Origin of the sequence: Pseudomonas sp. Sample_16 (genome assembly GCF_004307665.1) — a bacterium.
Taxonomy (GTDB): Bacteria; Pseudomonadota; Gammaproteobacteria; order Pseudomonadales; family Pseudomonadaceae; genus Aquipseudomonas.
This window is the reverse complement of the sequence record NZ_RCOB01000001.1, coordinates 1-24511: the sequence shown is the minus strand read 5'-3', so window position 1 is coordinate 24511 and position 24511 is coordinate 1. Positions and strand designations below refer to the sequence as shown.

23 protein-coding genes are annotated in these 24511 nt (G+C 59.2%); 14 read left to right on the top strand and 9 right to left on the bottom strand.

Annotated features, from left to right (window positions below; translation table 11 throughout):
* The first annotated feature begins 19 nt into the window (after nt 1-19).
* A complete protein-coding gene (locus D8U69_RS00115; RefSeq protein ID WP_130906410.1) occupies nt 20-955 on the top strand; it encodes a glutathione S-transferase family protein in 936 nt (311 codons plus the stop codon).
* Between the two features lie 172 nt (nt 956-1127).
* Here the strand turns inward: D8U69_RS00115 and D8U69_RS00110 are convergent, their stop codons facing one another.
* Nucleotides 1128-1478 (bottom strand): glutaredoxin domain-containing protein, encoded by a 351-nt coding sequence (locus D8U69_RS00110; RefSeq protein ID WP_130906409.1) that lies wholly within the window; start codon nt 1476-1478, stop codon nt 1128-1130.
* Nucleotides 1478-2482 (bottom strand): nucleoid-associated protein YejK, encoded by a 1005-nt coding sequence (yejK, locus tag D8U69_RS00105; protein ID WP_056853631.1) that lies wholly within the window; start codon nt 2480-2482, stop codon nt 1478-1480. Before yejK ends, D8U69_RS00110 begins: the two co-directional genes overlap by 1 nt.
* A gap of 396 nt (nt 2483-2878) precedes the next feature.
* Between yejK and D8U69_RS00100 the strand changes: the two genes are divergently transcribed.
* Nucleotides 2879-3160, top strand: coding sequence for an HU family DNA-binding protein (locus tag D8U69_RS00100; RefSeq protein WP_007905514.1), 282 nt, complete (start codon nt 2879-2881; stop codon nt 3158-3160).
* Nucleotides 3161-3333: 173 nt separating this feature from the next.
* Here the strand turns inward: D8U69_RS00100 and rlmF are convergent, their stop codons facing one another.
* From rlmF to ccsA, 5 genes are all read right to left on the bottom strand, one after another.
* The gene (gene rlmF, locus D8U69_RS00095; protein ID WP_056853660.1) at nt 3334-4365 is read right to left on the bottom strand and encodes a 23S rRNA (adenine(1618)-N(6))-methyltransferase RlmF; all 1032 of its coding nucleotides are present in this window, start codon (nt 4363-4365) and stop codon (nt 3334-3336) included.
* A gap of 252 nt (nt 4366-4617) precedes the next feature.
* On the bottom strand, nt 4618-7464 hold the full coding sequence (locus D8U69_RS00090; protein ID WP_130906408.1) for a valine--tRNA ligase: 2847 nt from the start codon (nt 7462-7464) through the stop codon (nt 4618-4620).
* Nucleotides 7465-7705: 241 nt separating this feature from the next.
* The gene (locus tag D8U69_RS00085) at nt 7706-9019 is read right to left on the bottom strand and encodes an MFS transporter (protein WP_130906407.1); all 1314 of its coding nucleotides are present in this window, start codon (nt 9017-9019) and stop codon (nt 7706-7708) included.
* 168 nt (nt 9020-9187) lie between these two features.
* Nucleotides 9188-10432, bottom strand: a complete 1245-nt coding sequence (locus D8U69_RS00080) for a transporter associated domain-containing protein (protein ID WP_130905952.1) — start codon at nt 10430-10432, stop codon at nt 9188-9190.
* Nucleotides 10433-10444: 12 nt separating this feature from the next.
* A complete protein-coding gene (gene ccsA, locus D8U69_RS00075; RefSeq protein WP_056853627.1) occupies nt 10445-11257 on the bottom strand; it encodes a cytochrome c biogenesis protein CcsA in 813 nt (270 codons plus the stop codon).
* Nucleotides 11258-11467: 210 nt separating this feature from the next.
* Here ccsA and ffh point away from each other — a divergent pair, with 210 nt between their 5' ends.
* The 11 genes from ffh to D8U69_RS00020 all read left to right on the top strand — a co-directional run bounded on the left by ffh (nt 11468) and on the right by D8U69_RS00020 (nt 21960).
* Complete coding sequence (gene ffh, locus D8U69_RS00070) at nt 11468-12844, top strand: signal recognition particle protein (RefSeq protein ID WP_056853626.1); 1377 nt, start codon at nt 11468-11470, stop codon at nt 12842-12844.
* 296 nt (nt 12845-13140) lie between these two features.
* Nucleotides 13141-13392, top strand: a complete 252-nt coding sequence (gene rpsP, locus D8U69_RS00065) for a 30S ribosomal protein S16 (protein ID WP_003198088.1) — start codon at nt 13141-13143, stop codon at nt 13390-13392.
* A gap of 5 nt (nt 13393-13397) precedes the next feature.
* Nucleotides 13398-13934: a ribosome maturation factor RimM gene (rimM, locus tag D8U69_RS00060; protein ID WP_007972729.1), complete on the top strand. Its 537-nt coding sequence runs from the start codon at nt 13398-13400 to the stop codon at nt 13932-13934.
* 2 nt (nt 13935-13936) lie between these two features.
* Nucleotides 13937-14689, top strand: a complete 753-nt coding sequence (trmD, locus tag D8U69_RS00055) for a tRNA (guanosine(37)-N1)-methyltransferase TrmD (protein ID WP_007897583.1) — start codon at nt 13937-13939, stop codon at nt 14687-14689.
* Nucleotides 14690-14734: 45 nt separating this feature from the next.
* A complete protein-coding gene (gene rplS, locus D8U69_RS00050; protein ID WP_003175895.1) occupies nt 14735-15085 on the top strand; it encodes a 50S ribosomal protein L19 in 351 nt (116 codons plus the stop codon).
* Between the two features lie 99 nt (nt 15086-15184).
* Nucleotides 15185-16081: a site-specific tyrosine recombinase XerD gene (xerD, locus tag D8U69_RS00045; protein ID WP_130906406.1), complete on the top strand. Its 897-nt coding sequence runs from the start codon at nt 15185-15187 to the stop codon at nt 16079-16081.
* A 325-nt stretch (nt 16082-16406) separates the two neighbouring features.
* Complete coding sequence (dsbC, locus tag D8U69_RS00040; RefSeq protein WP_056853623.1) at nt 16407-17138, top strand: bifunctional protein-disulfide isomerase/oxidoreductase DsbC; 732 nt, start codon at nt 16407-16409, stop codon at nt 17136-17138.
* 133 nt (nt 17139-17271) lie between these two features.
* Nucleotides 17272-18576: a homoserine dehydrogenase gene (locus D8U69_RS00035; protein WP_056853659.1), complete on the top strand. Its 1305-nt coding sequence runs from the start codon at nt 17272-17274 to the stop codon at nt 18574-18576.
* Nucleotides 18577-18644: 68 nt separating this feature from the next.
* Nucleotides 18645-20054, top strand: coding sequence for a threonine synthase (gene thrC, locus D8U69_RS00030; RefSeq protein ID WP_056853622.1), 1410 nt, complete (start codon nt 18645-18647; stop codon nt 20052-20054).
* A 119-nt stretch (nt 20055-20173) separates the two neighbouring features.
* Nucleotides 20174-21520, top strand: a complete 1347-nt coding sequence (locus D8U69_RS00025; RefSeq protein ID WP_130906405.1) for a transporter substrate-binding domain-containing protein — start codon at nt 20174-20176, stop codon at nt 21518-21520.
* 152 nt (nt 21521-21672) lie between these two features.
* Nucleotides 21673-21960: a DUF3509 domain-containing protein gene (locus tag D8U69_RS00020; protein ID WP_056853620.1), complete on the top strand. Its 288-nt coding sequence runs from the start codon at nt 21673-21675 to the stop codon at nt 21958-21960.
* Nucleotides 21961-22129: 169 nt separating this feature from the next.
* On the opposite strand, the gene D8U69_RS00015 is transcribed toward D8U69_RS00020, so the two are convergent.
* Nucleotides 22130-23098, bottom strand: coding sequence for a TIGR02285 family protein (locus D8U69_RS00015; RefSeq protein ID WP_056853619.1), 969 nt, complete (start codon nt 23096-23098; stop codon nt 22130-22132).
* A complete protein-coding gene (locus D8U69_RS00010) occupies nt 23052-24251 on the bottom strand; it encodes a CaiB/BaiF CoA-transferase family protein (RefSeq protein ID WP_056853618.1) in 1200 nt (399 codons plus the stop codon). Before D8U69_RS00010 ends, D8U69_RS00015 begins: the two co-directional genes overlap by 47 nt.
* 148 nt (nt 24252-24399) lie before the next feature.
* Here D8U69_RS00010 and D8U69_RS00005 point away from each other — a divergent pair.
* A partial coding sequence (locus D8U69_RS00005; protein ID WP_177434533.1) for a YaeQ family protein occupies nt 24400-24511 on the top strand: 112 nt, incomplete at its 3' end.

Genomic DNA, 24511 nt, shown 5'->3' with positions numbered 1-24511 from the left:
CTTTGCGGCGGAGCCGAGCATGTCCGAGTTGATTCTGCATCATTACCCGACGTCACCCTTTGCGGAGAAGGCGCGCTTGCTGCTGGGTTTCAAAGGGCTGTCATGGCGTTCGGTGAAAATCTCGCCGGTGATGCCAAAACCCGATCTCACGGCCCTGACCGGCGGTTACCGCAAGACGCCGGTGTTGCAGGTCGGCGCGGATATTTATTGCGACACGGCGCTGATCGCCCGCCGACTCGAACAGGAAAAAGCCTTGCCGGCGTTCTTCCCCGAAGGCCAGGAAATGATCACGGCCAGCTTTGCGACCTGGGCCGATTCGGTGGTGTTCCAGCATGCGGTCAGCCTGGTGTTCCAACCGGAATCGGTCGCCGTGCGCTTCGGCAATTTACCGCCGGAAGCGATCAAGGCGTTTCTCGCCGACCGTGCCGGATTGTTCAGCGGTGGTAGTGCGACAAAACTGTCCATCGAGCAGGCCAAACATCAGTGGCCTACTCTCATGTCGCGCCTGGAGTTGCAACTGCAGCGCGAGCAGGGCGACTTCCTGTTTGGCGAGCCATCGATTGCCGACTTCGCGCTGGCGCACTCGCTGTGGTTTCTCAAGGCGACGCCGGTGACTGCGCCATTGGTCGATGCGTATCCGGCGGTCAGCGCCTGGCATGCCCGGGTGCTGGGCTTCGGTCATGGTGCATCCAGCGAAATGTCCTCCGAAGAGGCGCTGGAGGTGGCTCGTTCGTCGACACCAGCGGCGTTACCGAATGAGGATTTCGTCGATCCAAACGGGTTCACGGCGGGCCAGCAAGTGTTGGTCGCAGCCACCGACTATGGCGTTGATCCGGTGACGGGCGAGTTGTTGTTTGCCGGGCGCGAGGAATTGATTGTGCGTCGCGAAGACGAACGTGGCGGTGTGGTGCATGTGCACTTTCCGCGCTTTGGCTTTCGTATCGAAGCGATCTGACTCGCTCTAGTAACGCTGTTCACTTAAGGACAAACACTGTACCTGTGGCTAAGGAGCTTGTCGGATCGCCGCACCGTCCCGCTGGGGCGCGAAGCGGCCCCCGGAAAAGGGACTGCTACACAGTCCAGCGGGAGCAAGCTCCCTCGCCACAGCATTGCGTGTATCTGAAGGATTACTTCAAAGCAGCCAGAATCGCATCCGGGTCATACCCACGAATCAGCGTCCCGTTCACATCGATTATCGGAATCCCGCCACCGCCCAGCGCCTCGTAGTCCTTGCGCGCGAGGGCATCTTTTTCGATATCGAATTCCTTGTACGCAATGCCTTTCTGGTCGAGAAAGCGTCGGGTCAGTTTGCAGTAGCCACACCACTCGGTGGCGTACAGCACGACCTTGGCCCTGGCTTGAGTCTGCTCGGACACCACTTGCGACGGGTTGAGCACCCGCTCGATCTTGCCCCAGTTCTGATAGACCACCACGACCAGCAGAACCAGCATGACCTTTTTCAGGACATTGCCGAGCATCAGTTGCGTCGCTTGAGCTGATCAGTCAGTGAGGTCGGCAGGCCTTTGATGATCAGCGTGCCGGCTTCTTCGTCGTACTCGATCTTCGAGCCCAGCAGGTGCGCCTCGAAACTGATCGACAGGCCCTCGGCGCGGCCGGTGAAGCGCCGGAACTGGTTGAGGGTGCGCTTATCTGCCGGAATCTCCGGCGACAGACCGTAGTCCTTGTTGCGAATGTGATCGTAGAAGGCTTTTGGACGATCTTCGTCGATCAATTCCGACAGCTCTTCCAGGCCCATCGGTTCGCCGAGTTTGGCCTGGCTGCTGGCGTAGTCGACCAGGGTCTTGGTCTTCTCGCGAGCGTCGTCTTCCGGCAAGTCTTCGCTTTCGACGAAGTCGCTGAACGCCTTGAGCAAGGTGCGGGTTTCACCCGGCCCGTCGACGCCTTCCTGACACCCGATGAAGTCGCGGAAGTATTCCGAGACTTTCTTGCCGTTCTTGCCTTTGATGAACGAAATGTACTGCTTGGATTGTTTGTTGTTCTGCCACTCGGACACGTTGATCCGCGCCGCCAGATGCAGCTGGCCAAGGTCCAGGTGACGGGACGGCGTGACGTCCAGTTGCTCGGTCACGGCAACGCCTTCGCTGTGGTGCAGCAGGGCGATGGCCAGATAGTCGGTCATGCCTTGTTGGTAATGCGCGAACAACACGTGGCCACCGACCGAGAGGTTGGATTCTTCCATCAGTTTTTGCAGGTGTTCCACCGCTACGCGACTGAAGGCTGTGAAGTCCTGGGCGCCGTCGAGGTATTCCTTCAACCAGCCGCTGAACGGGAAGGCGCCGGACTCCGGATGAAACAATCCCCAGGCCTTGCCTTGCTTGGCGTTGTAGCTTTCGTTGAGGTCGGCAAGCATGTTCTCGATGGCGGCGGACTCGGCCAGTTCAGAGTCGCGAGCGTGAAGAACTGCAGGCGTGCCGTCGGGTTTTTTGTCGATCAGGTGGACGATGCAATGACGGATCGGCATGGGCTTCTCGGCTGATTGAAGAGAGGAGGCCAGGCTCCCCCGAAAAAGCGCCCAGTGTACCGCAACCATTGGTTTTGGCGCGGTTCGAAGGCCAATTCCCAGGCGACCGGCGGCGCTTGGGCGATTTTTTCCCGGTTTAGAGCAATAAAGCTGACCAAATGGGTAGCTAGAGGCGGATATTTCCCCGTCTCTGTGCTAGTTTTGCCCGGTCTTGCGCGAAGTCACTGCGTTAAGCCTGCAGTCAGCTTTTGTCAGGTCGAACCAAACCCTGATTTCGGCATCTATAACCCCGATCCCGAGGTTATTTCGCCGAGGGTGCCAGATCCAGAAGATCGGGCTCGATGGCTGACATTGCACTCTGCAATCCATATGAATTTGATAGGGAAGGAACACTACATGGCTCTTACTAAAGACCAACTGATCGCCGACATCGCTGAAGCTATCGACGCGCCAAAAACCACCGCGCGTAACGCTCTGGACCAACTGGGCCAAATCGTTGCCGATCAGCTGGAAAACGGCGGCGAAATCACTCTGCCAGGTATCGGCAAGCTGAAAGTGACTGAGCGTCCTGCCCGTACCGGCCGCAACCCTTCGACTGGCGCTGCCATCGAAATCGCTGCCAAGAAAGTGATCAAGCTGGTTGTGGCCAAAGGCCTGACCGACGCTGTCAACAAGTAAGACTTGTTAAAAAAAACCGTGCGCCGGAGCAATCCGGGCACGGTTTTTTTGTGGGCTCAGATCGGCGCATGCCTTTTTCGCAGGAGCCAGGCTTGCCGGCGAAGGCGCTCTTGAAAACGCCTTCGCCAGCAAGCCTGGCTCCTACAAGTGCATAGGCGGTCTGCCAATATCATTTACTCTGCAGAGACTTTGCTCCAGCGCGCCTGCCGCCAGGCTTGTTGTTGCGCTTTGGTCTGAAAGGTCCAGGCGACGAAGCGGCTTTGTTTCTGACCCTGGGACATTTCCACCACCTGGCTTTCCAGTGCACCGGCCTTTTTCAGCGCGGTCTGGATAGCCGGCAGGTTCGAGGCTTTCGACACCAGGGTGCTGAACCACAACACCTGTTGGCTGACCTGTGCACTCTCGGCGATCAGTTGCGTGACGAATCGCACCTCACCCCCCTCGCACCACAACTCCGCCGCCTGACCGCCGAAATTCAGCACCGGTAGTTTGCGTTTTGGATCGGCCTTGCCCAGCGCTCGCCACTTGCGCGTGCTGCCGCGGGTGGCTTCCTCCAGCGAAGCATGAAACGGCGGGTTACACAGGGTCAGGTCAAAGCGCTCGGTACTTTCCAGCAAGCCCAAAAGAATCTGCTTGCGATTGGTTTGCTGACGAATCTGGATGGCTTTGTTCAAGCCGTTGGATTGAACGATCGCCTTGGCCGCAGCGATGGCCGTGGCATCGATTTCCGAGCCGAGAAACTGCCAGCGGTAGTCACTGTGACCGATCAGCGGGTACACGCAGTTTGCGCCCATACCGACGTCCAGCACTTTCACCGCGGCGCCGCGGGGAATCACGCCGTCATTGCCGTTGGCCAGCAGATCGGCCAGAAAGTGCACGTAGTCCGCGCGGCCGGGAACCGGTGGGCACAGGTAATCGGCCGGAATGTCCCAGTGGGCGATGCCGTAGAACGACTTCAGCAGCGCGCGGTTGAACACCCGCACCGCGTCCGGGCTGGCGAAGTCGATGCTTTCCTTGCCGTACGGGTTGATGATCACGAACTTCGCCAGTTCCGGCGTGCTTTTGATCAACGCCGCAAAGTCGTAGCGACCCTGATGGCGATTGCGCGGATGCAGGCTGGCCTTTTCGCGCGGCTCCACGACTTTGGCCGGGGTTGCGGACTCAGGCTTTCTACGCGCAGGTTTCGGTGTACGGGGGGCGGTCATGGCGGTGGTCGATTCGGGTATGGCTGAAAGTGGCGGGCATTGTCCCACAGACAATGCCAACACGGGGACCTGCAGGCGCATGGCTTGCTCGCGATGGCGACTGCGGATACCTCCAGTAGGAGCAAGGCTTGCCCGCGATGGCGTCTGTGGAATCGCCATCGCGGGCAAGCCTTGCTCCTACAGGGGGGACGAAGAACGGTAGGCATGAAAAGGGAGGCCACCTGGGCCTCCCTTGTTCATTGCGAGTCGCCGTTACAGGCTGGCAATCCGCGCATGCTGCTCGGCCAGCTTGCCCAGAGCCTGTTCGGCTTCGGCCAGTTTGGCGCGTTCCTTCTCGATGACTTCGGCTGGCGCCTTGTCAACGAAACCGGCGTTGGACAGCTTGCCGCCAACCCGTTGCACTTCGCCTTGCAGACGCTGGATTTCCTTGTCCAGACGCGCCAGCTCGGCACCTTTGTCGATCAGGCCGGCCATAGGCACCAGCACTTCCATCTCGCCAACCAGTGCGGTGGCGGACAGCGGTGCTTCTTCGCCCGCAGCCAGCACGGTGATCGATTCCAGGCGCGCCAGCTTCTTCAGTAGCGCTTCGTTTTCGGTCAGGCGACGCTGATCTTCGGCACTGACGTTTTTCAGGAAAAGCGGCAACGGTTTACCCGGGCCGATGTTCATCTCGCCACGGATGTTGCGCGTGCCCAGCATCAGGCCTTTGAGCCACTCGATGTCGTCTTCGGCCGCCGGATCGATGCGCTCTTCGTTGGCCACTGGCCAAGGTTGCAGCATGATCGTCTTGCCCTGAATGCCGGCCAGCGGCGCGATGCGTTGCCAGATTTCCTCGGTGATGAACGGCATGAACGGGTGCGCCAGACGCAGGGCCACTTCCAGTACGCGAACCAGTGTGCGACGGGTGCCGCGCTGGCGCTCGACCGGAGCGTTTTCGTCCCACAGCACAGGCTTGGACAGTTCCAGATACCAGTCGCAGTACTGGTTCCAGATGAACTCGTACAGCGCTTGCGCGGCGAGGTCGAAACGGAACTGATCCAGTTGACGGGTCACTTCGGCTTCGGTGCGCTGCAGTTGCGAAATGATCCAGCGATCCGCCAGCGACAGCTCGTAGGCTTCGCCGTTCTGGCCGCAGTCTTCGCCCTTGTCCAGCACGTAACGCGCGGCGTTCCAGATCTTGTTGCAGAAGTTGCGATAGCCTTCGACGCGGCCCATGTCGAACTTGATATCGCGACCGGTGGACGCCAGCGAGCAGAAGGTGAAGCGCAGGGCGTCGGTGCCGTAGCTGGCGATGCCGTCGGCGAACTCGTCGCGGGTCTGCTTCTCGATCTTCTTCGCCAGTTTCGGCTGCATCATGCCGGAGGTGCGTTTCTGCACCAGCTCTTCCAGTTCGATGCCGTCGATGATGTCCAGCGGGTCCAGGACGTTGCCCTTGGACTTGGACATCTTCTGGCCCTGGCCATCACGCACCAGGCCATGAACGTACACAGTCTTGAACGGAACCTGCGGCGTGCCGTCCTCGTTCTTGATCAGGTGCATGGTCAGCATGATCATCCGGGCAACCCAGAAGAAAATGATGTCGAAACCGGTGACCAGCACATCGGTGGAGTGGAATTTCTTCAGGAACTCGGTCTTTTCCGGCCAGCCCAGCGTCGAGAAGGTCCACAGGCCCGAACTGAACCAGGTGTCGAGAACGTCGTTGTCCTGTTGCAGCGCCACGTCCGGGCCGAGGTTGTGCTTGGCACGCACTTCGGCTTCGTCGCGACCGACGTAGACCTTGCCCGACTCGTCGTACCAGGCCGGGATCCGGTGACCCCACCACAGCTGACGGCTGATGCACCAATCCTGGATGTCGCGCATCCACGAGAAGTACATGTTTTCGTATTGCTTGGGTACGAACTGGATGCGGCCGTCTTCAACGGCGGCAATCGCCGGTTCTGCCAAAGGCTTGGTGGACACGTACCACTGGTCGGTCAGCCACGGTTCGATGATGGTGCCGGAGCGGTCGCCTTTCGGCACCTTCAAACCGTGATCGTCGACGCTGACCAGCAGGCCGGCAGCTTCGAACGCAGCGACGATCTGCTTGCGCGCTTCGAAGCGGTCCAGGCCGGCATATTCGGCCGGAATCTTGCCGTCGATGCTTTCGTTGAGCGTGCCATCGAGGTTGAACACCTGGCAGGCCGGCAGGACCGCGGCGTTCTTGTCGAAGATGTTCAGCAGCGGCAGGTTGTGGCGCTTGCCGACTTCGTAGTCGTTGAAATCGTGGGCTGGGGTGATTTTCACGCAGCCGGTGCCGAATTCCGGGTCGCAGTAATCGTCGGCGATGATCGGGATGCGGCGGCCAACCAGTGGCAGCTCAACAAATTTGCCGATCAGGGCTTTGTAGCGTTCATCGTTCGGGTTCACCGCGACGGCGGCGTCGCCGAGCATGGTTTCCGGGCGCGTGGTCGCGACGATCAGGAAGTCGTTGCCTTCAGCGGTCTTGGCGCCGTCGGCCAGCGGGTACTTCAGGTTCCACAGGAAACCTTTCTCGTCGTGGTTTTCCACTTCGAGGTCGGAAATCGCCGTGTGCAGCTTGGTGTCCCAGTTGACCAGGCGTTTGCCGCGGTAGATCAGGCCGTCTTCGTGCAGGCGGACAAACGCTTCCTTCACGGCTTCCGAGAGGCCGTCGTCCATGGTGAAGCGCTCACGGCTCCAGTCCACGGACGAGCCGAGGCGACGGATCTGACGGCTGATGTTGCCGCCCGACTGGTCCTTCCACTCCCAGACTTTCTCGAGGAATTTCTCGCGGCCCAGATCGTGACGATTCTGGCCCTGGGCTTCCAGTTGACGCTCCACCAGCATCTGCGTCGCGATACCGGCGTGGTCGGTGCCTGGCTGCCACAGGGTGTTACGCCCCTGCATGCGGCGGAAACGGATGAGGGCGTCCATGATCGCGTTGTTGAAGCCATGCCCCATGTGCAGGCTGCCGGTGACGTTCGGCGGCGGGATCATGATGGTGTAGGACTCGCCCGCGCCTTGCGGGGCGAAGTAATTCTCTGACTCCCAGGTGTTGTACCAGGAAGTTTCAATGGCGTGCGGCTGGTAGGTCTTATCCATGCGCGGCGGGACCCTATTGGCATTTATTCAGGAAAAGCCGGGAAGTATAGCGGGGATAAGCTGATGCGCGTAGAGCGAGGTGACAATGGGCGGGGGAAAAACTGTGGTTTTCACGCAAGTGTATTGTCAGTAAAGACGCCCTCGCGAGAAAGCCTCGCTCCTACAGGGTTATAGGTCGTGCCGTTATTCCATGATCGACACTGACCTTGTAGGAGCGAGGCTTGCCCGCGAAAGCAATCCGTCAGGCGACCCGATTCAAATCGTTATGCCGTGTTTCCTTCAGGCACAGTACGGCGATCAAGCTCAGCACCGCTGCGCCGGACACATAACCGCCGACATAGCTCAAGCCACCCATAGCTACCAGTTTTTGCGCAAAGAACGGCGCCGCCGAGGCACCGACAATACCGCCCAGGTTGTAGGCGGCAGAGGCGCCGGTATAACGCACGTGAGTTGGAAACAGCTCCGGCAGCAGTGCACCCATCGGCGCAAACGTCACGCCCATCAGGAACAGCTCAATGCACAGGAAGAGTGCCACGCCCCAGGTCGAGCCTTGGGTCAGCAGCGGTTCCATCAAAAAGCCCGACAAAATTGCCAGCACGCCGCCGATGAGCAGCACCGGTTTACGTCCGTAGCGGTCGCTGGCCCAGGCGGACAGTGGAGTAGCCGCCGCCATGAATAACACGGCGAAGCACAGCAAACCGAGGAAGGTTTCACGGCTGTAGCCCAGCGTCGCGACGCCATAACTCAAGGAAAACACCGTCGAGATATAAAACAGTGCGTAACACACCACCATCGCACCGGCACCCAGCAAGACAGGCACCCAGTATTGGCTGAACAGCTCGACCAGCGGGATTTTTACCCGTTCCTGGCGGGCCACGGCGTTGGCAAAGACCGGCGTTTCATGAAGCTTGAGGCGCACGTACAGGCCCACCATCACCAGCGCGGCACTGAGCAGGAACGGAATCCGCCAGCCCCAGGAGCGGAACTGTTCATCGTCCAGCACCATGGCCAGGGTGAGAAACAGGCCGTTGGCCGCAAGAAAGCCAATGGAAGGGCCGAGCTGCGGAAACATGCCGAACCAGGCGCGTTTGCCCTTGGGGGCGTTCTCCGTGGCCAGCAGCGCCGCGCCGCCCCATTCCCCGCCCAACCCCAGGCCCTGGCCGAAACGCAGCACGCAAAGCAGGATCGGCGCCCAGGCGCCGATGCTGTCATAGCCGGGTAGCACGCCGATCAGCGTGGTACATACGCCCATCAGCAACAGCGAGGCCACCAGGGTGGATTTGCGTCCGATGCGGTCGCCGAAGTGGCCAAACAGTGCCGAGCCCAGCGGTCGTGCCAGAAACGCGATGCCGAACGTCAGGAAAGCCGAGAGCATCTGCGCCGTCCCGGACGTCTGCGGAAAGAATACCGGGCCGATCACCAGTGCGGCAGCAGTGGCATAAACGTAGAAGTCGTAGAACTCGATGGCGGTGCCGATGAAGCTAGCGGTGGCCACGCGGGTGGCGGAGTTCGTCGGTTGCGCAGGCGCGTGGTCGTAGGTTGTGCTGGTCGTCATGCGGTTATCCCTGACAGTCATGTGCCCCAGTGGAGCGAATTATTATGGTTGAACACCCAGGGATGTGGGTTTGCAGCAGAGTGCGGGTAGCACAGCGTAGCGGGGGGCTTGGGTAAGCGCCTCGATTATAGGAAGGTGGCTAACGATTCAACAAGGGGGCAAGAATGCTCAGCCTGCCGTGGCCGCGACGGGCGCCGGGCCGGTATGCCAGATCAATACCCGAGTGACGCGGTTGTCTTCGGTCTCGAGGATTTCCAGGCGGTAACGACCGATTTTCAGGCATACCGCGCTCTCGGGAATGGTTTCCAGCGCCTCGGTCACCAGCCCGTTAAGGGTTTTCGGGCCATCGCATGGCAGGTGCCAGCCGAGGCTCTTGTTGAGGTCGCGTATCGATGCGGCGCCATCGATCACCAGGCGGCCGTCGGCCTGGGGGTGGATGTGCGGGTTGTCCAGACTTTGCTGGCTTTCGAACTCGCCGACGATTTCTTCGAGAATGTCTTCCAGGGTCACGATGCCAAGCACCTCGCCGTACTCGTCGACGACCATGCCAAGCCGACGCTGCTGCTTGTGGAAATTCAGCAGTTGCAGTTGCAGCGGAGTGCTTTCCGGTACGAAGTACGGTTCGCGACTGGCCGCCATCAGCGCGTCCAGTGTCAGGCTGTTGTCGGCCAGCAGATGGCCGATTTGCCGAGTGTTGAGCACGGCTTCAACCTGATTGATGTCGCTGTGAAACACCGGCAGGCGCGTGCGGGTGTTGTTGCGCAGTTGTTCGATGATTTCTTCGATCGGGTCATCGAGGTTGATCCCGTCGACTTCGCTGCGCGGCACCAGAATGTCGTTGACCGTGATGTTGTCCAGCGCATGGATGCCGGGCAGCGGATGTGGCCGGTGGACGGCGGGTTCGCGGTCATCGTGTTGGGCGTGTGGTGCCTCGTCTTCGCTCTGTTGCACGACCTTGACCTTGCGGGCCAGTGGACGAATCAACAGTTTGGCGATGGCATCAAGCAACCAGGCAGCGGGGTAAACCATTTTCAGCGGGACGCGCAGCAAGCTGTTGCCAAAGGCGAGGATGGCATCCGGATGGCGGGCGGCAACGGCACGGGGCAAATAGTCGGCAAGCACCAGAAGAATGGCGCCCGCACCGAGGCACGCGATCCATGGACCGTTCTGCGCCCAGGTGAAAATCGCCAGCAAGGTGCAAATGACCACGACCAGCGCGCGACACAGGGTATTGCAGAAGATCAGGCTGACGAGCGGGAAGCTCAGCCTGGCCGGTGGCTTGTCGCTCGAGCGCGAAGCGATGCGTTTGGCCAGCAGATATTGATGTGCGGCTTCAATGGCGGAAAACAGTCCCGACCATAAAACCAGCAGAGCCACTACAGCGAGCATTGGCCCTAAGGGCAAGTCGTCCATTAATGCCGCCCGTTAGATATGCAGGATGTATTCACGGACCAGCTTGCTGCCGAAATACGCCAGCATCAACAGGCAGAATCCGGCAAGGGTCCAGCGAATGGCCTTGTGTCCGCGCCAGCCGAGGCGATTGCGCCCCCAGAGCAGCACGCTGAAGACGATCCAGGCCAGGCAGGCCAGCAAGGTCTTGTGCACCAGGTGTTGGGCGAACAGGTTGTCGACGAACAGCCATCCGGAAATCAACGACATCGACAGCAGAGTCCAGCCGGCCCAGAGGAAGCCGAACAGCAGGCTTTCCATGGTCTGCAGCGGCGGGAAGTTCTTGATCAGCCCGGACGGATGCTTGTGCTTGAGCTGATGGTCCTGGACCAGCAGCAACAGCGACTGGAATACCGCGATGGTGAACATGCCGTAGGCGAGGATCGACAGCAGGATATGGGCAAGGATGCCCGGTTCTTCGTCGATGATCTGTACCGTGCCGGCGGGAGCGAACTGCGCCAGGAGCACGGTCAGCGCGCCGAGGGGAAACAGTAAGACCAGCAGGTTCTCCACGGGGATTCGCGAGCAGGCCAGCAAAGTCAGGGCGATGACTGCGGCGGCAATCAGGCTGGCGGCACTGAAGAAATCCAGGCCCAGGCCGATCGGCGTCAGCAGGTGGGTCACCAGGCTGGCGCCATGGGCCAGCACCGCGAGTACGCCGAGCGTGACCAGCAGGCGCTTGTTGGCCTTGGCGCAGTTGGCCAGGCGGGTGCCCTGATAAATAGTCGCAGCGGCGTATAAACAGGCGGCGGCGAGGGTGGTAAGCAAACTGGGTGACAAGGGGAGCATAAGTCCTGTTAGGCAAGCCCGAAAGGCGCTGAGTTTGGCATAGAACCCACGCGGCACGAAAGACCAGACAAGCTGATGGCGAGGTGTCCGCCGACCGCAGTCTTCGCTATAATCCGCGACCTGCCCACGCCGCAGGCTCGCCGAGCACAGTTTTAGTCCGGTCCGGGCCGCCATTATCCCGGTCTACACAGGGCCTGAAAGGATCGCGCAATGTTTGAAAACTTAACCGACCGTCTCTCGCAGACGCTGCGCCATGTCACCGGCAAGGCCAAGCTGACTGAAGACAACATCAAAGACACCCTGCGCGAAGTGCGCATGGCGCTGCTCGAAGCCGACGTCGCCCTGCCAGTGGTCAAGGACTTCGTCAATTCGGTCAAGGAGCGCGCTGTCGGCACCGAGGTGTCGCGCAGCCTGACGCCGGGCCAGGCCTTCGTGAAAATCGTCCAGGCCGAACTCGAAAGCCTGATGGGCGCAGCCAACGAAGATCTGAACCTCAGCGCCGTGCCGCCAGCGGTCATCCTGATGGCCGGTTTGCAGGGCGCGGGTAAAACCACCACCGCCGGCAAGCTCGCGCGCTTCCTGAAAGAGCGCAAGAAGAAGTCGGTCATGGTCGTGTCTGCGGACGTTTACCGTCCAGCGGCGATCAAACAGCTGGAAATGCTCGCCGGTGAAGTGGGCGTGACCTTCTTCCCGTCCGACCTGAGCCAGAAGCCGGTCGAGATCGCGCAAGCGGCTATTAAGGAAGCAAAGCTCAAATTCATCGACGTGGTCATCGTCGATACCGCCGGTCGCCTGCACATCGATGAAGAGATGATGGGCGAGATCAAGGCGTTGCATGCCGCGATCAACCCGGTTGAAACCCTGTTCGTGGTCGACGCCATGACCGGTCAGGACGCCGCCAACACGGCCAAGGCCTTTGGCGATGCACTGCCGCTGACCGGTGTGATCCTGACCAAGGTCGACGGCGACGCCCGTGGCGGTGCTGCGCTGTCGGTTCGCGCCATCACCGGCAAGCCGATCAAGTTCATCGGTATGGGCGAGAAGAGCGAAGCGCTCGATCCGTTCCATCCTGAGCGTATCGCTTCGCGCATCCTCGGCATGGGCGACGTGCTCAGCCTGATCGAGCAGGCGGAAGCGACCCTCGACAAGGACAAGGCCGACAAGCTGGCCAAGAAGCTGAAGAAGGGCAAGGGTTTCGACCTCGAAGACTTCCGCGATCAGCTGCAACAAATGAAGAACATGGGTGGCCTCGGCGGCCTCATGGACAAACTGCCGAACATGGGCGGTGTGAACCTGGCGCAAATGGGCAATGCCCAGAGTGCGGCAGAGAAGCAATTCAAGCAGATGGAAGCCATCATCAACTCCATGACCCCGGCCGAGCGCCGTGACCCTGAGCTGATCAGCGGTTCGCGCAAACGCCGTATCGCCATGGGTTCCGGCACCCAGGTGCAGGACATCGGACGCTTGATCAAGCAGCACAAGCAGATGCAGAAGATGATGAAGAAATTCTCTGCGAAAGGCGGAATGGCCAAGATGATGCGCGGCATGGGCGGTATGTTGCCCGGCGGCGGCATGCCGAAAATTTAGTGCCCTGTCACGCCAATACTGCTCAATATTGGCGTAACAGGGCACCAGAATCCGCGCCGGTCATCGCACCGGCGCAGACCCGCACGGAAGCGGGATCTACAGCAAACCCGCGCTTGGCGGGAGCTGACCGGCCGTTTTCAACGACGGCTCTATAGCAAATCTGCATGGCGTCCGATAGGCCGCCGGAAAAAGTCATTTGCAAAAGTCCGGATATTCCTTAGAATATGCGGCCTTTCGGGCACCCATGCCCGCTGTGCCTTTAGATTTGCAGCACCGACTACAGGAACGATGTTCACATGCTAACAATCCGTCTTGCCCTTGGCGGCTCCAAAAAGCGCCCGTTTTACCACTTGACCGTAACCGACAGCCGCAACCCGCGCGACGGTTCGCACAAGGAACAGGTTGGTTTCTTCAACCCTGTTGCTCGTGGTCAAGAAGTTCGTCTGTCCGTGAACCAAGAGCGCGTAGCCTACTGGCTGAGCGTTGGTGCACAACCTTCTGAGCGCGTTGCTCAGTTGTTGAAGGAATCTGCCAAGGCTGCGGCCTGAGCAATATGAACGCGACGCCAGCTGTTGCTGATGATTTGATCGTTATCGGCAAGATTTATTCTGTTCACGGCGTTCGCGGCGAAGTGAAGGTGTATTCCTTTACTGATCCGATCAAGAACCTGCTGGATTACAAAACCTGGACGCTCAAGCGTGACGGCAATGTAAAGCAGGTAGAGCTGGTCAGCGGACGCGGGAACGACAAGTTCCTGGTCGCAAAGCTCAAGGGTCTGGATGATCGTGAAGAAGCTCGTCTTCTGGCCGGTTATGAGATCTGCGTGCCGCGCAACCTGTTCCCTGAACTGACCGACGGCGAGTACTACTGGTACCAGCTGGAAGGTCTCAAGGTCATCGACACCCTCGGGCAACTGTTCGGGAAGATCGATCACCTGCTGGAGACCGGCTCGAATGATGTAATGGTGGTCAAGCCTTGCGCTGGCAGCCTGGATGATCGCGAACGCCTGTTGCCCTATACCGAGCAATGCGTGTTGGCCGTCGACCTGGCAGCAGGCGAGATGAAGGTGGATTGGGACGCGGATTTCTAAGCGTGGCTAACTTGCGCGTAGAAGTGATCAGTTTGTTTCCCGAGATGTTCTCCGCCATCAGCGAGTACGGCATCACCAGTCGGGCGGTGAAACAGGGGCTGTTGCAGCTCACCTGTTGGAATCCGCGAGACTACACGACGGATCGACATCACACTGTGGATGATCGCCCATTTGGCGGTGGTCCGGGCATGGTGATGAAGATCAAGCCCCTGGAAGATGCTCTGGTTCAGGCCAAGGCAGCAGCCGGGGAGGCGGCGAAGGTGATTTACCTGTCCCCCCAAGGCCGTCAACTGACTCAGTCGGCGGTACGCGAGTTGGCGAATCTGGATGCATTGATCCTGATTGCCGGCCGCTATGAAGGCATTGACGAGCGTTTTATTGATGCTCATGTCGATGAAGAGTGGTCGATTGGCGACTATGTACTGTCTGGCGGCGAGCTGCCGGCGATGGTCCTGATCGATGCGGTTACACGACTGCTGCCTGGAGCTTTAGGGCATGCGGACTCCGCCGAGGAAGATTCCTTTACGGATGGTTTGCTGGATTGCCCGCACTACACCCGACCGGAGGTGTATGCGGATCAGCGTGTTCCCGACGTATTGCTAAGTGGCAATCACGCGCACATCCGGCGTTGGCGTTTACAGCAGTCCCTTGGTCGGACCTTTGAACGACGCGCCGATCTTCTGGAAAGCCGCTCGCTTTCTGGAGAAGAGAAGAAGCTGCTCGAGGAATACATCCGCGAGCGGGACGATAGTTAACAACGTATCGATGGTAGATCCGACGATTTACCTTAGGAGCACAGCATGACTAACAAAATCATCCTTGCACTCGAAGCAGAGCAGATGACCAAAGAGATCCCTACCTTTGCCCCGGGCGACACCATTGTCGTTCAGGTGAAAGTGAAGGAAGGCGACCGTTCGCGTCTGCAAGCGTTCGAAGGTGTTGTTATCGCCAAGCGTAACCGCGGCGTAAACAGTGCATTCACCGTTCGTAAAATCTCCAACGGCGTTGGCGTAGAACGTACTTTCCAGACCTACAGCCCGCAAATCGACAGCATGGCCGTTAAACGTCGCGGTGACGTACGTAAAGCCAAGCTGTACTACCTGCGTGACCTGTCTGGTAAAGCAGCTCGCATCAAGGAAAAACTGGCTTAAGTCCAGCTTCCGATGCAGAAAAAAGCAGCCTACGGGCTGCTTTTTTGTTGCCTGCGATTTATCTTCCCTGACCGTACTGTCGGTCTTGCCTGAGCCTTTATGTCCGCCATCGATCATCCCCTGATAGACCAGTTCCTCGACGCCCTTTGGCTGGAGAAAGGTCTTTCCGATAACACCCGCGATGCCTATCGCAGTGACCTCGCGCTGTTCAACGGCTGGTTGCAGGAAAAGGGCCTGGAGCTGATCAACGCCGGGCGCGAGTTGATCCTCGACCACCTGGCCTGGCGCCTGGAGCAAAACTACAAGCCCCGCTCAACGGCAAGGTTTCTCTCTGGCGTGCGTGGCTTCTATCGCTATCTGCTGCGGGAAAAGTTGATCGCGGTCGATCCAACATTAAGAATCGACATGCCGCAACTTGGGCGACCGTTGCCCAAATCCTTGTCGGAAGCCGATGTGGAAGCCCTGCTGAAGGCCCCTGATTTGAGCGAAGCCATCGGCCAGCGTGACCGCGCCATGCTCGAAGTGCTCTACGCCTGCGGGCTGCGGGTCACGGAGCTGATCAGCCTGACACTGGAGCAGGTCAATTTGCGCCAAGGGGTCTTGCGTGTGATGGGCAAGGGCAGCAAGGAGCGGCTGGTGCCGATGGGCGAGGAAGCGATTGTCTGGGTCGAGCGCTACATGCGCGATGGCCGTGGCGAATTGCTTGGCGGGCGTCCCAGCGATGTGTTGTTTCCCAGCCAGCGCGGCGAGCAGATGACCCGTCAGACGTTCTGGCACCGCATCAAGCATCAGGCCAAAGTCGCCGGGATCGGCAAATCGCTGTCGCCGCACACCCTGCGTCATGCCTTCGCCACGCATCTGCTCAACCATGGTGCGGATTTGCGTGTGGTGCAGATGTTGCTGGGGCACAGTGATTTGTCGACAACGCAGATTTATACCCACGTCGCCCGCGCGCGATTGCAGGATCTGCACGCCAAGCACCACCCGCGCGGCTAAATACCGTTCCTGAAACTGAAATGCTTACCTGTGGCGAGGGGGTTTACCCCCGTTCGGCTGCGCAGCAGTCGTAAACCGGTACTCACGGAGCAACTAATTTAACCTCGTGGCAGATTGTGGGGTTGCTGCGCAACCCAACGGGGGTAAACCCCCTCGCCACAATGAATATTGCCAAACAGGCATCGTAGGCTGTCCTGCGTCACCTGCATTCGGCCACCGTTGCCTTATGTGGTAGGCTTTGTCGGTTTGCACGATGGGCGGTTATGACCCGGTGTTTCGGCACGGGCGTTCTGATCGTCACATTTGTCCGCCTTCAGGAGTTCTCATGCGTCTGACCCAGATTTTCGCCGCCGCAGCCATTGCGTTGGTCAGCACCTTTGCCGTCGCCGATGACGCGGCCGACAAAGCCATTCGTAAAAGTCTGGAAAACCTCCAGCTCGAAGTACCGGTAGAAACCATCACCGCCAGTCCGTTGCCGGGTTTGTATGAAGTCAAACTCAAGGGCAGCCGCGTGCTGTATGCCAGTGCTGACGGGCAATATGTCGTTCAGGGCTACATGTTCCAGCTCAAGGACGGCAAGCCCGTCAACCTGACCGAAAAGACCGAACGCCTGGGCATTTCCAAACTGGTCAACGAAATCCCGGTCGCTGAAACCGTGGTGTACCCGGCCATCGGCGAAACAAAATCGCACATCACCGTGTTCACCGACACCACTTGCCCCTACTGCCACAAGCTGCACGCCGAAATCCCGGAGTTGAACAAGCGCGGAATCGAAGTGCGTTACGTGGCGTTCCCGCGTCAGGGGCTGGGCTCGCCGGGTGATGAGCAATTGCAGGCGGTGTGGTGCTCCAAAGACAAGAAAGCGGCCATGGACAAAATGGTCGACGGCAAGGAAATCAAGGCCGCCAAGTGCGATAACCCGGTTGCCAAACAGTTCGCCCTCGGTCAGTCGATTGGCGTGAACGGTACACCGGCCATCGTTTTGGCCGATGGTCAGGTCATTCCGGGCTACCAGCCTGCGCCACAAGTCGCCAAACTGGCGCTGGGCGCGAAGTAAATTCGCATCGTCACGGTCAGCCATTGACGATCATGGTCCGGCAGCAACATCGCCGTGCCATTAATAGAGAGCCGCGAACATGCGGCTGTTTTCACGGCCGGCCTCGAGTCGGCCGTTTTATGGGGAGTTCACAGTGAAACCGGTCAAAGTAGGCATCTGTGGGTTAGGGACCGTCGGTGGCGGTACCTTCAACGTACTTCAGCGCAACGCCGAGGAAATCTCTCGTCGTGCCGGGCGTGGGATCGAAGTGGCACAAATTGCCATGCGCACGCCAAAGCCTCAGTTCCAAACGACCGGTATTGCGATTACCAACGATGTCTTCGAAGTGGCCACGAACCCTGAGATCGACATCGTGATAGAGCTGATGGGCGGCTATACCGTTGCCCGCGAGCTGGTACTCAAGGCCATCGAGAATGGCAAGCATGTGGTCACCGCGAACAAGGCGCTCATCGCCGTTCACGGTAATGAAATTTTCGCCAAGGCACGCGAGAAGGGCGTGATTGTTGCGTTTGAAGCAGCCGTGGCGGGTGGCATTCCAGTCATCAAGGCGATCCGTGAAGGCTTGTCCGCCAACCGCATCAACTGGGTGGCCGGGATCATCAACGGCACCGGCAACTTCATTCTCACCGAGATGCGCGAGAAAGGCCGGACCTTCGAAGACGTGTTGGCCGAAGCGCAAGCCCTGGGCTATGCCGAAGCCGACCCGACCTTTGACGTTGAAGGCATCGATGCGGCGCACAAGCTGACGATTCTGGCTTCGATTGCATTCGGCATTCCGCTGCAATTCGACAAGGCTTACACCGAAGGCATCACCAAACTGACCACCGCCGACGTCAACTACGCCGAAGCGCTGGGTTATCGCATCAAGCATCTGGGGGTGGCGCGCAGCACCGCATCCGGTATTGAACTGCGCGTGCACCCGACGCTGATCCCGGCCGATCGCCTGATCGCCAACGTCAACGGCGTAATGAACGCGGTGATGGTCAACGGAGACGCCGCCGGTTCGACCCTGTTCTACGGCGCCGGCGCCGGCATGGAACCGACCGCTTCGTCGGTGATCGCCGACCTGGTGGACGTGGTTCGCGCCATGACCTCCGACCCGGAAAACCGCGTACCGCACCTGGCTTTCCAGCCGGACTCGTTGTCCGCTCACCCGATCCTGCCGATCGAATCCTGCGAAAGCGCTTACTACTTGCGCATCCAGGCCAAGGACCATCCGGGCGTATTGGCCCAGGTGGCAAGCATCCTCTCTGAGCGGGGGATCAACATCGAGTCGATCATGCAGAAGGAAGCCGAAGAGCACGACGGCCTGGTGCCGATGATCCTGCTGACCCACCGAGTGGTGGAACAGCGCATCAACGATGCCATCGCAGCTTTGGAAGCCCTGGCGGGCGTGGTCGGTCCGGTTGTACGGATCCGTGTCGAGCACCTGAACTAAGCCGTTATCGTTTACCGGGCGCCGTGTCGGGCGCCCGGCACTGCGAACACTGTCCATTGGAGTCAGTCATGCGTTACATCAGTACCCGCGGCCAGGCACCGGCCCTGAATTTCGAAGACGTCCTGCTGGCAGGTCTTGCCACCGACGGCGGTCTGTACGTCCCGGAAAACCTGCCACGTTTTACCCAGGAAGAAATCGCTTCCTGGGCCGGCCTGCCGTATCACGAGCTGGCTTTCCGGGTCATGCGCCCGTTCGTCACCGGCAGCATTCCCGATGCCGATTTCAAAAAGATTCTTGAAGAAACCTACGGTGTGTTCGCCCATAGCGCCGTCGCGCCGCTGCGTCAGCTGAACGGCAACGAATGGGTGCTGGAGCTGTTCCACGGCCCGACCCTTGCGTTCAAGGATTTCGCCCTGCAACTGCTGGGTCGTTTGCTCGATTACGTGCTGGAAAAGCGCGGCGAGCGCGTGGTGATCGTCGGTGCCACCTCCGGTGATACCGGTTCGGCCGCCATCGAAGGTTGCAAGCACTGCGAAAACGTCGACATTTTTATCCTGCACCCGCACAACCGTGTGTCCGAAGTGCAACGTCGACAGATGACCACGATCTTCGGTGAGAACATCCACAACATCGCCATCGAAGGCAACTTCGATGACTGCCAGGAAATGGTCAAGGCGAGTTTCGCCGACCAGAGCTTCCTCAAGGGCACTCGCCTGGTGGCGGTGAACTCGATCAACTGGGCGCGGATCATGGCCCAGATCGTTTACTACTTCCACGCAGCCCTGCAGTTGGGCGGCCCGGCGCGCTCGGTGTCGTTCTCGGTGCCGACCGGCAACTTCGGCGACATTTTCGCCGGTTACCTGGCGCGCAACATGGGCCTGCCGATCAATCAATTGATCGTCGCCACCAATCGCAACGACATCCTGCACCGCTTCATGAGCGGCAACCAGTACGTCAAGGAAACCCTGCACGCCACCCTGTCGCCGTCGATGGACATCATGGTGTCATCGAACTTCGAACGCCTGCTGTTTGATCTGCACGGTCGCAACGGCGCGGCGATTGCCGGTCTGATGGACAGTTTCAAGCAAGGTGGTGGTTTCAGCGTCGAGCAGGAGCGCTGGACCGAAGCCCGCAAACTGTTCGACTCGCTGGCCGTGGATGACGCACAAACCTGCGAAACCATCGCCGAAGTTTACGAGCAAACCGGCGAAGTGCTGGATCCGCATACGGCGATCGGCGTCAAGGCAGCACGCGAATGCCGTCGCAGTCTGGATATCCCGATGGTGATTCTGGGCACGGCGCATCCGGTCAAGTTTCCGGATGCGGTGGAGAAAGCCGGCGTAGGAAAAGCGCTGGAACTCCCTGTACATCTTTCTGATTTGTTTGAAAGAGATGAGCGTTGCACCGTGTTGCCGAACGAGCTGAAAGCCGTACAGGCCTTTGTCAGCCAGCATGGCAACCGCGGTAAGCCATTGTAACGGGCAAAACCTGTCACACATTGAAGCCCGTCCCTGACGGGCTTTCTCGTTTCTGCGTGCCACACTGCCGTCGAGATTCGCCCCTGAAGGACGGGTGAACTGAACACAAGGATGTGGCAATGCCGTGTTTCCATGAGTCAAAACCAGCGATGTGCTGGTTGTTTTTTATTGCGGCCCTGGGCTTTGCCCAGTGGGCCGTGGCGGCGCAAATGATGGCTTTTGAGTCGGACGTTGCAGCCGCCGCCCCGGTGCTCGCGCTGGATGCGCAGGAGCGCAAATACCTCGCTGAGCAGCGTCAGGTTGTCGTTGCGTTGACACAGTACCCGTTGTATCTGTTCAAGGACGAGCACGGCCATTGGAGCGGCTTCAACAATGATGTGCTGGAGCGCATCAGCACCCTGACAGGGCTGAAGTTCGTCTACGAAGAGACGTTCTCCTCCGACCAGTTGCTCCAGCGCCTGGAAAGTGGTGCAGCCGACATGAGCACGATGTTGTCCATGAACGACGAGCGCAGGGCATTCCTGGATTTCAGTCATGCGTACGGTGGCGCAAGCTGGGTGCTTATCGGTCATAGCGAAGCGCCCGCCGTGCAGTCGTTGGAGCAGTTGGCGAAAAAGGTCCTGGTGTTACCGACCCGACACGCGCTGGAAGCTGTGATTCGGCATGAGTATCCAGCCATCGAGCTGCGCTCGGTCAAGACCTACGCCGAGGCTCGGGCGTTGGTCGAAAGCGGCGAAGCCTACGCGACCATCGACACCGAAGTCGGCGCCCGACTCTATCCTTCGGGGCGGCTCAAGGTCGGCGCAGCGATAGAGGGCAAATGGGACGCTGATTACCTGGCTGTGCGCAAAGGCCAACCACAACTGTTGAGCATCCTCAACAAGGCGCTCGAAGCATTTTCACCAGCTGAGTTACGCGCGATTCGCCACAAATGGTTCGGAGCAACGGCACCCGTAGCGACGCCTTCGGCGTGGGAACGGCTGGATTGCTGGAGCGTTGTTGTTTGCAGCGTATTTGCACTGCTTTGCCTGGTCTGGAATCGTCGCCTCACGACACTGATCCAGCAGCGCCAGGATGCCGCGAACGACCTTCGCGATCAGTTGGCGTTCCAGCATACGTTGCTGGACGCTATGCCCGATCCGATGTTCGTTCGTGATCTGCAAGGGCGCCTGGTCATGTGCAACAAGAGTTACGAGGAGCATCTGGCGATACGCTTCGATCAGGCTCAGGGGCGCCAGCTCATCGAGCTCGACATCATGCCCAAAGCGACGGCCGAACTTCTGCATGCCGAGCTCATGGTTCAACTGAACACGCGCAAGCCATGCTTCAGCGAGCGGCAATTGCTCTTGCACAGTGGCCTCAAGGACGTCTATCAATGGACGGTGCCGTTCTACAGTGCGGACGGGCAATTGCGCGGTCTGTTGGGGGGCTGGAGTGATATCGGTCAACGGGGTCGACAGGCGTGACGGAGTTGTTTTCTCTCTGTCATCTTGGCCATGCATGCTCTCTCGATCAGGGACGCCGTTATGTCTTTCAGAACTTTCTTCCCGGGCCAGCGGTCATTTACTGTAGTGACGCCCCAGGCACTTTGTTTTCGGACTATTGAGTGGTGATCGAGATGGAAAGTATCAGTCTCTTGCTCGGTGAGGCTCTGAGCCCGTATCAAGTGACATTGACCCCGTCAGGTATTCAGGGTGAATGCCGTGTGACATTGAGGAACGCGATCGGTGAGATCGTGGTCGAGCGCAAGTTCAATCAGGCGCAGTTGAGCGACAAGCGCTTGCTGACCGATGTGGTCGACGGCTTGCATCGCGATGTGCTGATTGCTGAAGGACGCCTGGAGCCTTGTGTGATCGCGGCGCTGCGTAATGCCGCTCAGGACAAGCTGTTGGCTAGTCGAAATTGAATTGTCATTTGTGGGAACCTTCCTGCACCAAGGTCAGTCAGACCCATTAACAACAGGATCAAGCATTGTGCTCCGGTGCTTGTAGCTTGTTGCTACGGGTCTGATGCAGGCCACGTTTAACCCCGAGTCGTCTCCCCACTTCTCGGGGTTTCTTTTTGCCCAGCGTTTGTCAGTGCCCGGTCTGTTGCTCGAAAAATGTCCTGGAAGCCTCCAGGTATTCACTGCGACTTTCCGGGTCAAGCCAGGCCGCGTAGGCCTCGCTCAGATAGTCACGGGGCAGGGTACGCAACAGTTGGTTTATTTCGGTGATCGCCTTTCGACCCTGCGGCGTGTCGGTGCAGCCGATGTAACCGGACAAGTATTTACCGGTGTTGCGAATCGGGTAGAACTGCAATTCATTCTCCGCGATCCCTTGCTGCTGCGCCTGATAACGGATTTCCGGACGATAGCCCAGCAACAGCTGCAAGCGTCCCAGGCGTTGCATTTGCAAGAGGCTGCCCAATGCGTCGTTACCGTAATGGAGCGTCAAGGCCTTGGGCGGAGCCTGTTTGAGCAGCACGTCGAGGTACTCGCCGTAGTTGCGTTCGGCGACGATCCCCAGCGTCACGGTGCCGGTGGCCAGCAGGGCGGCCAGATCCACTTCTCCATCCTTGATGAATGGCGCCAGCACGTTGCGATCAACGCGGCGCACGGCCAGGCCATTGCTCATGGCGCGGAATACCGGGATGGAAAACGCGATCCAGGTTTCGCGTTCCTTGCTCCAGTTCAAAGCGGCATCACACGTGAGAGAGGGCTCGTGGAGCATCTGCAAGCCGCGCGCGCGATTGACCTTCATCACGCTGTGTTGGTACTGCGGCATGCCGGCGATCAGTTTCGTCAACAGTTGGTCGATAATGCCCAGGCCTTTTTTCGGTCCTTCGAAAATGAACAGCGGTGGCAGGTCGCGTTTGAGCCAGATCAGCGTGTCTTTGGGTTGCGCCAACGCCGGCGGTGACGTAGCGCTAATCAACAGAACGCTCGCCACCGCACACAACGCCCGCCCGTTACGCCACAGGCAGTGCTTGAAGAGTTGCGCAAGCAGACGCTTGAGCTCAGATGGCTCCGTCTTTGCGCAGTTGTGCGATCTGCGACGCGTCATAGCCAAGTTCCTGGAGTACCTGCGCGTTGTGCTCGCCCAGTTGCGGCCCGACCCATTCACAATCACCGGGTGTGTCAGAGAGTTTCGGCACAATTCCCGGCATCTTGAAATCTTTGCCATCCGGCAGTTTGGCCTGCAGGAACATTTCCCGGGCGAGGTACTGCGGATCGCTGAACATGTCTTCGGCGCTGAAGATTCGGCTGGCCGGTACGTCGGCCTGATTCAGCAGCTCAAGAATCCTGTCCAGCGGCAACGAATTGACCCAGCGATCAATGACGCCGTAGAGCTCGTCACGGCGGCTGTCACGCCCGTCGTTGCTGGCCAGCAACGGGTCGTTGGCCAGGTCTTCGCGACCCATGATCAGCATGAAACGCTTGAAGATCGCATCGCCGTTGGCGCCGATCTGTACGTGCTTGCCGTCGGCACTGGTATGGATCGAAGAGGGCGTGATGCCGGGCATGATGTTGCCGGTCCGTTCACGGATGAAACCGAACACGTCGAACTCCGGGACCATGCTTTCCATCATGGCGAAGATCGCTTCATACAGCGCTACATCAACCACCTGGCCCTGGCCGCCGTTGACCTCCCGGTGCCGCAAAGCCATCAGCGCGCCGATCACGCCCCAGAGTGCGGCAATCGAGTCGCCAATGGATATGCCGGTGCGCACCGGTGGGCGATCTTCAAAACCGGTGATGTAGCGCAAACCGCCCATGGACTCGCCGACCGCACCAAACCCTGGTTGATCTTTCATCGGCCCGGTCTGGCCGAAGCCCGAGAGCCGCACCATTACCAGCTTCGGATTCAATGCATGCAGGATCTCCCAGCCCAGGCCAAGTTTTTCCAGGACGCCGGGGCGGAAGTTCTCGATGAGGATGTCCGCTTCGCCGAGCAGCTTTTTCAGAATCGCCAGGCCGTCGGGATGCTTGAGGTTCAGGGTCAGGGACTTTTTATTGCGTGCCTGCACAAACCACCACAGCGAAGTGCCCTCATACAACTTGCGCCATTTGCGTAACGGATCGCCGCCGTCCGGGGATTCGACCTTGATCACATCGGCGCCGAATTCAGCGCAAATGCGCGAAGCAAATGGCCCGGCAATCAACGTGCCCAATTCAACGACTTTCAGGCCCGAGAGCGGTTTGGCGGTCAACGACATACGTGATCCTGTAGGAAAAGGGGTTGAGCGAGTACAGAGTTTTAACATAGCCGACCGTCAGGCGCCCCAGGTAGATCGGCTTCTATTCGTTCAATGGTGGTTGCATCGGTTAGACTTGCCGCCTTTCCCCGTATCAAGAAGCCCGTTCATGGCCCAGCCGTCCACGACCTACAAGTTTGAACTGAACCTCACCGACCTCGACCGTAGCGTCTACGAGAGCGTCAAGCAGACCATCGCCCGTCATCCTTCGGAAACCGAAG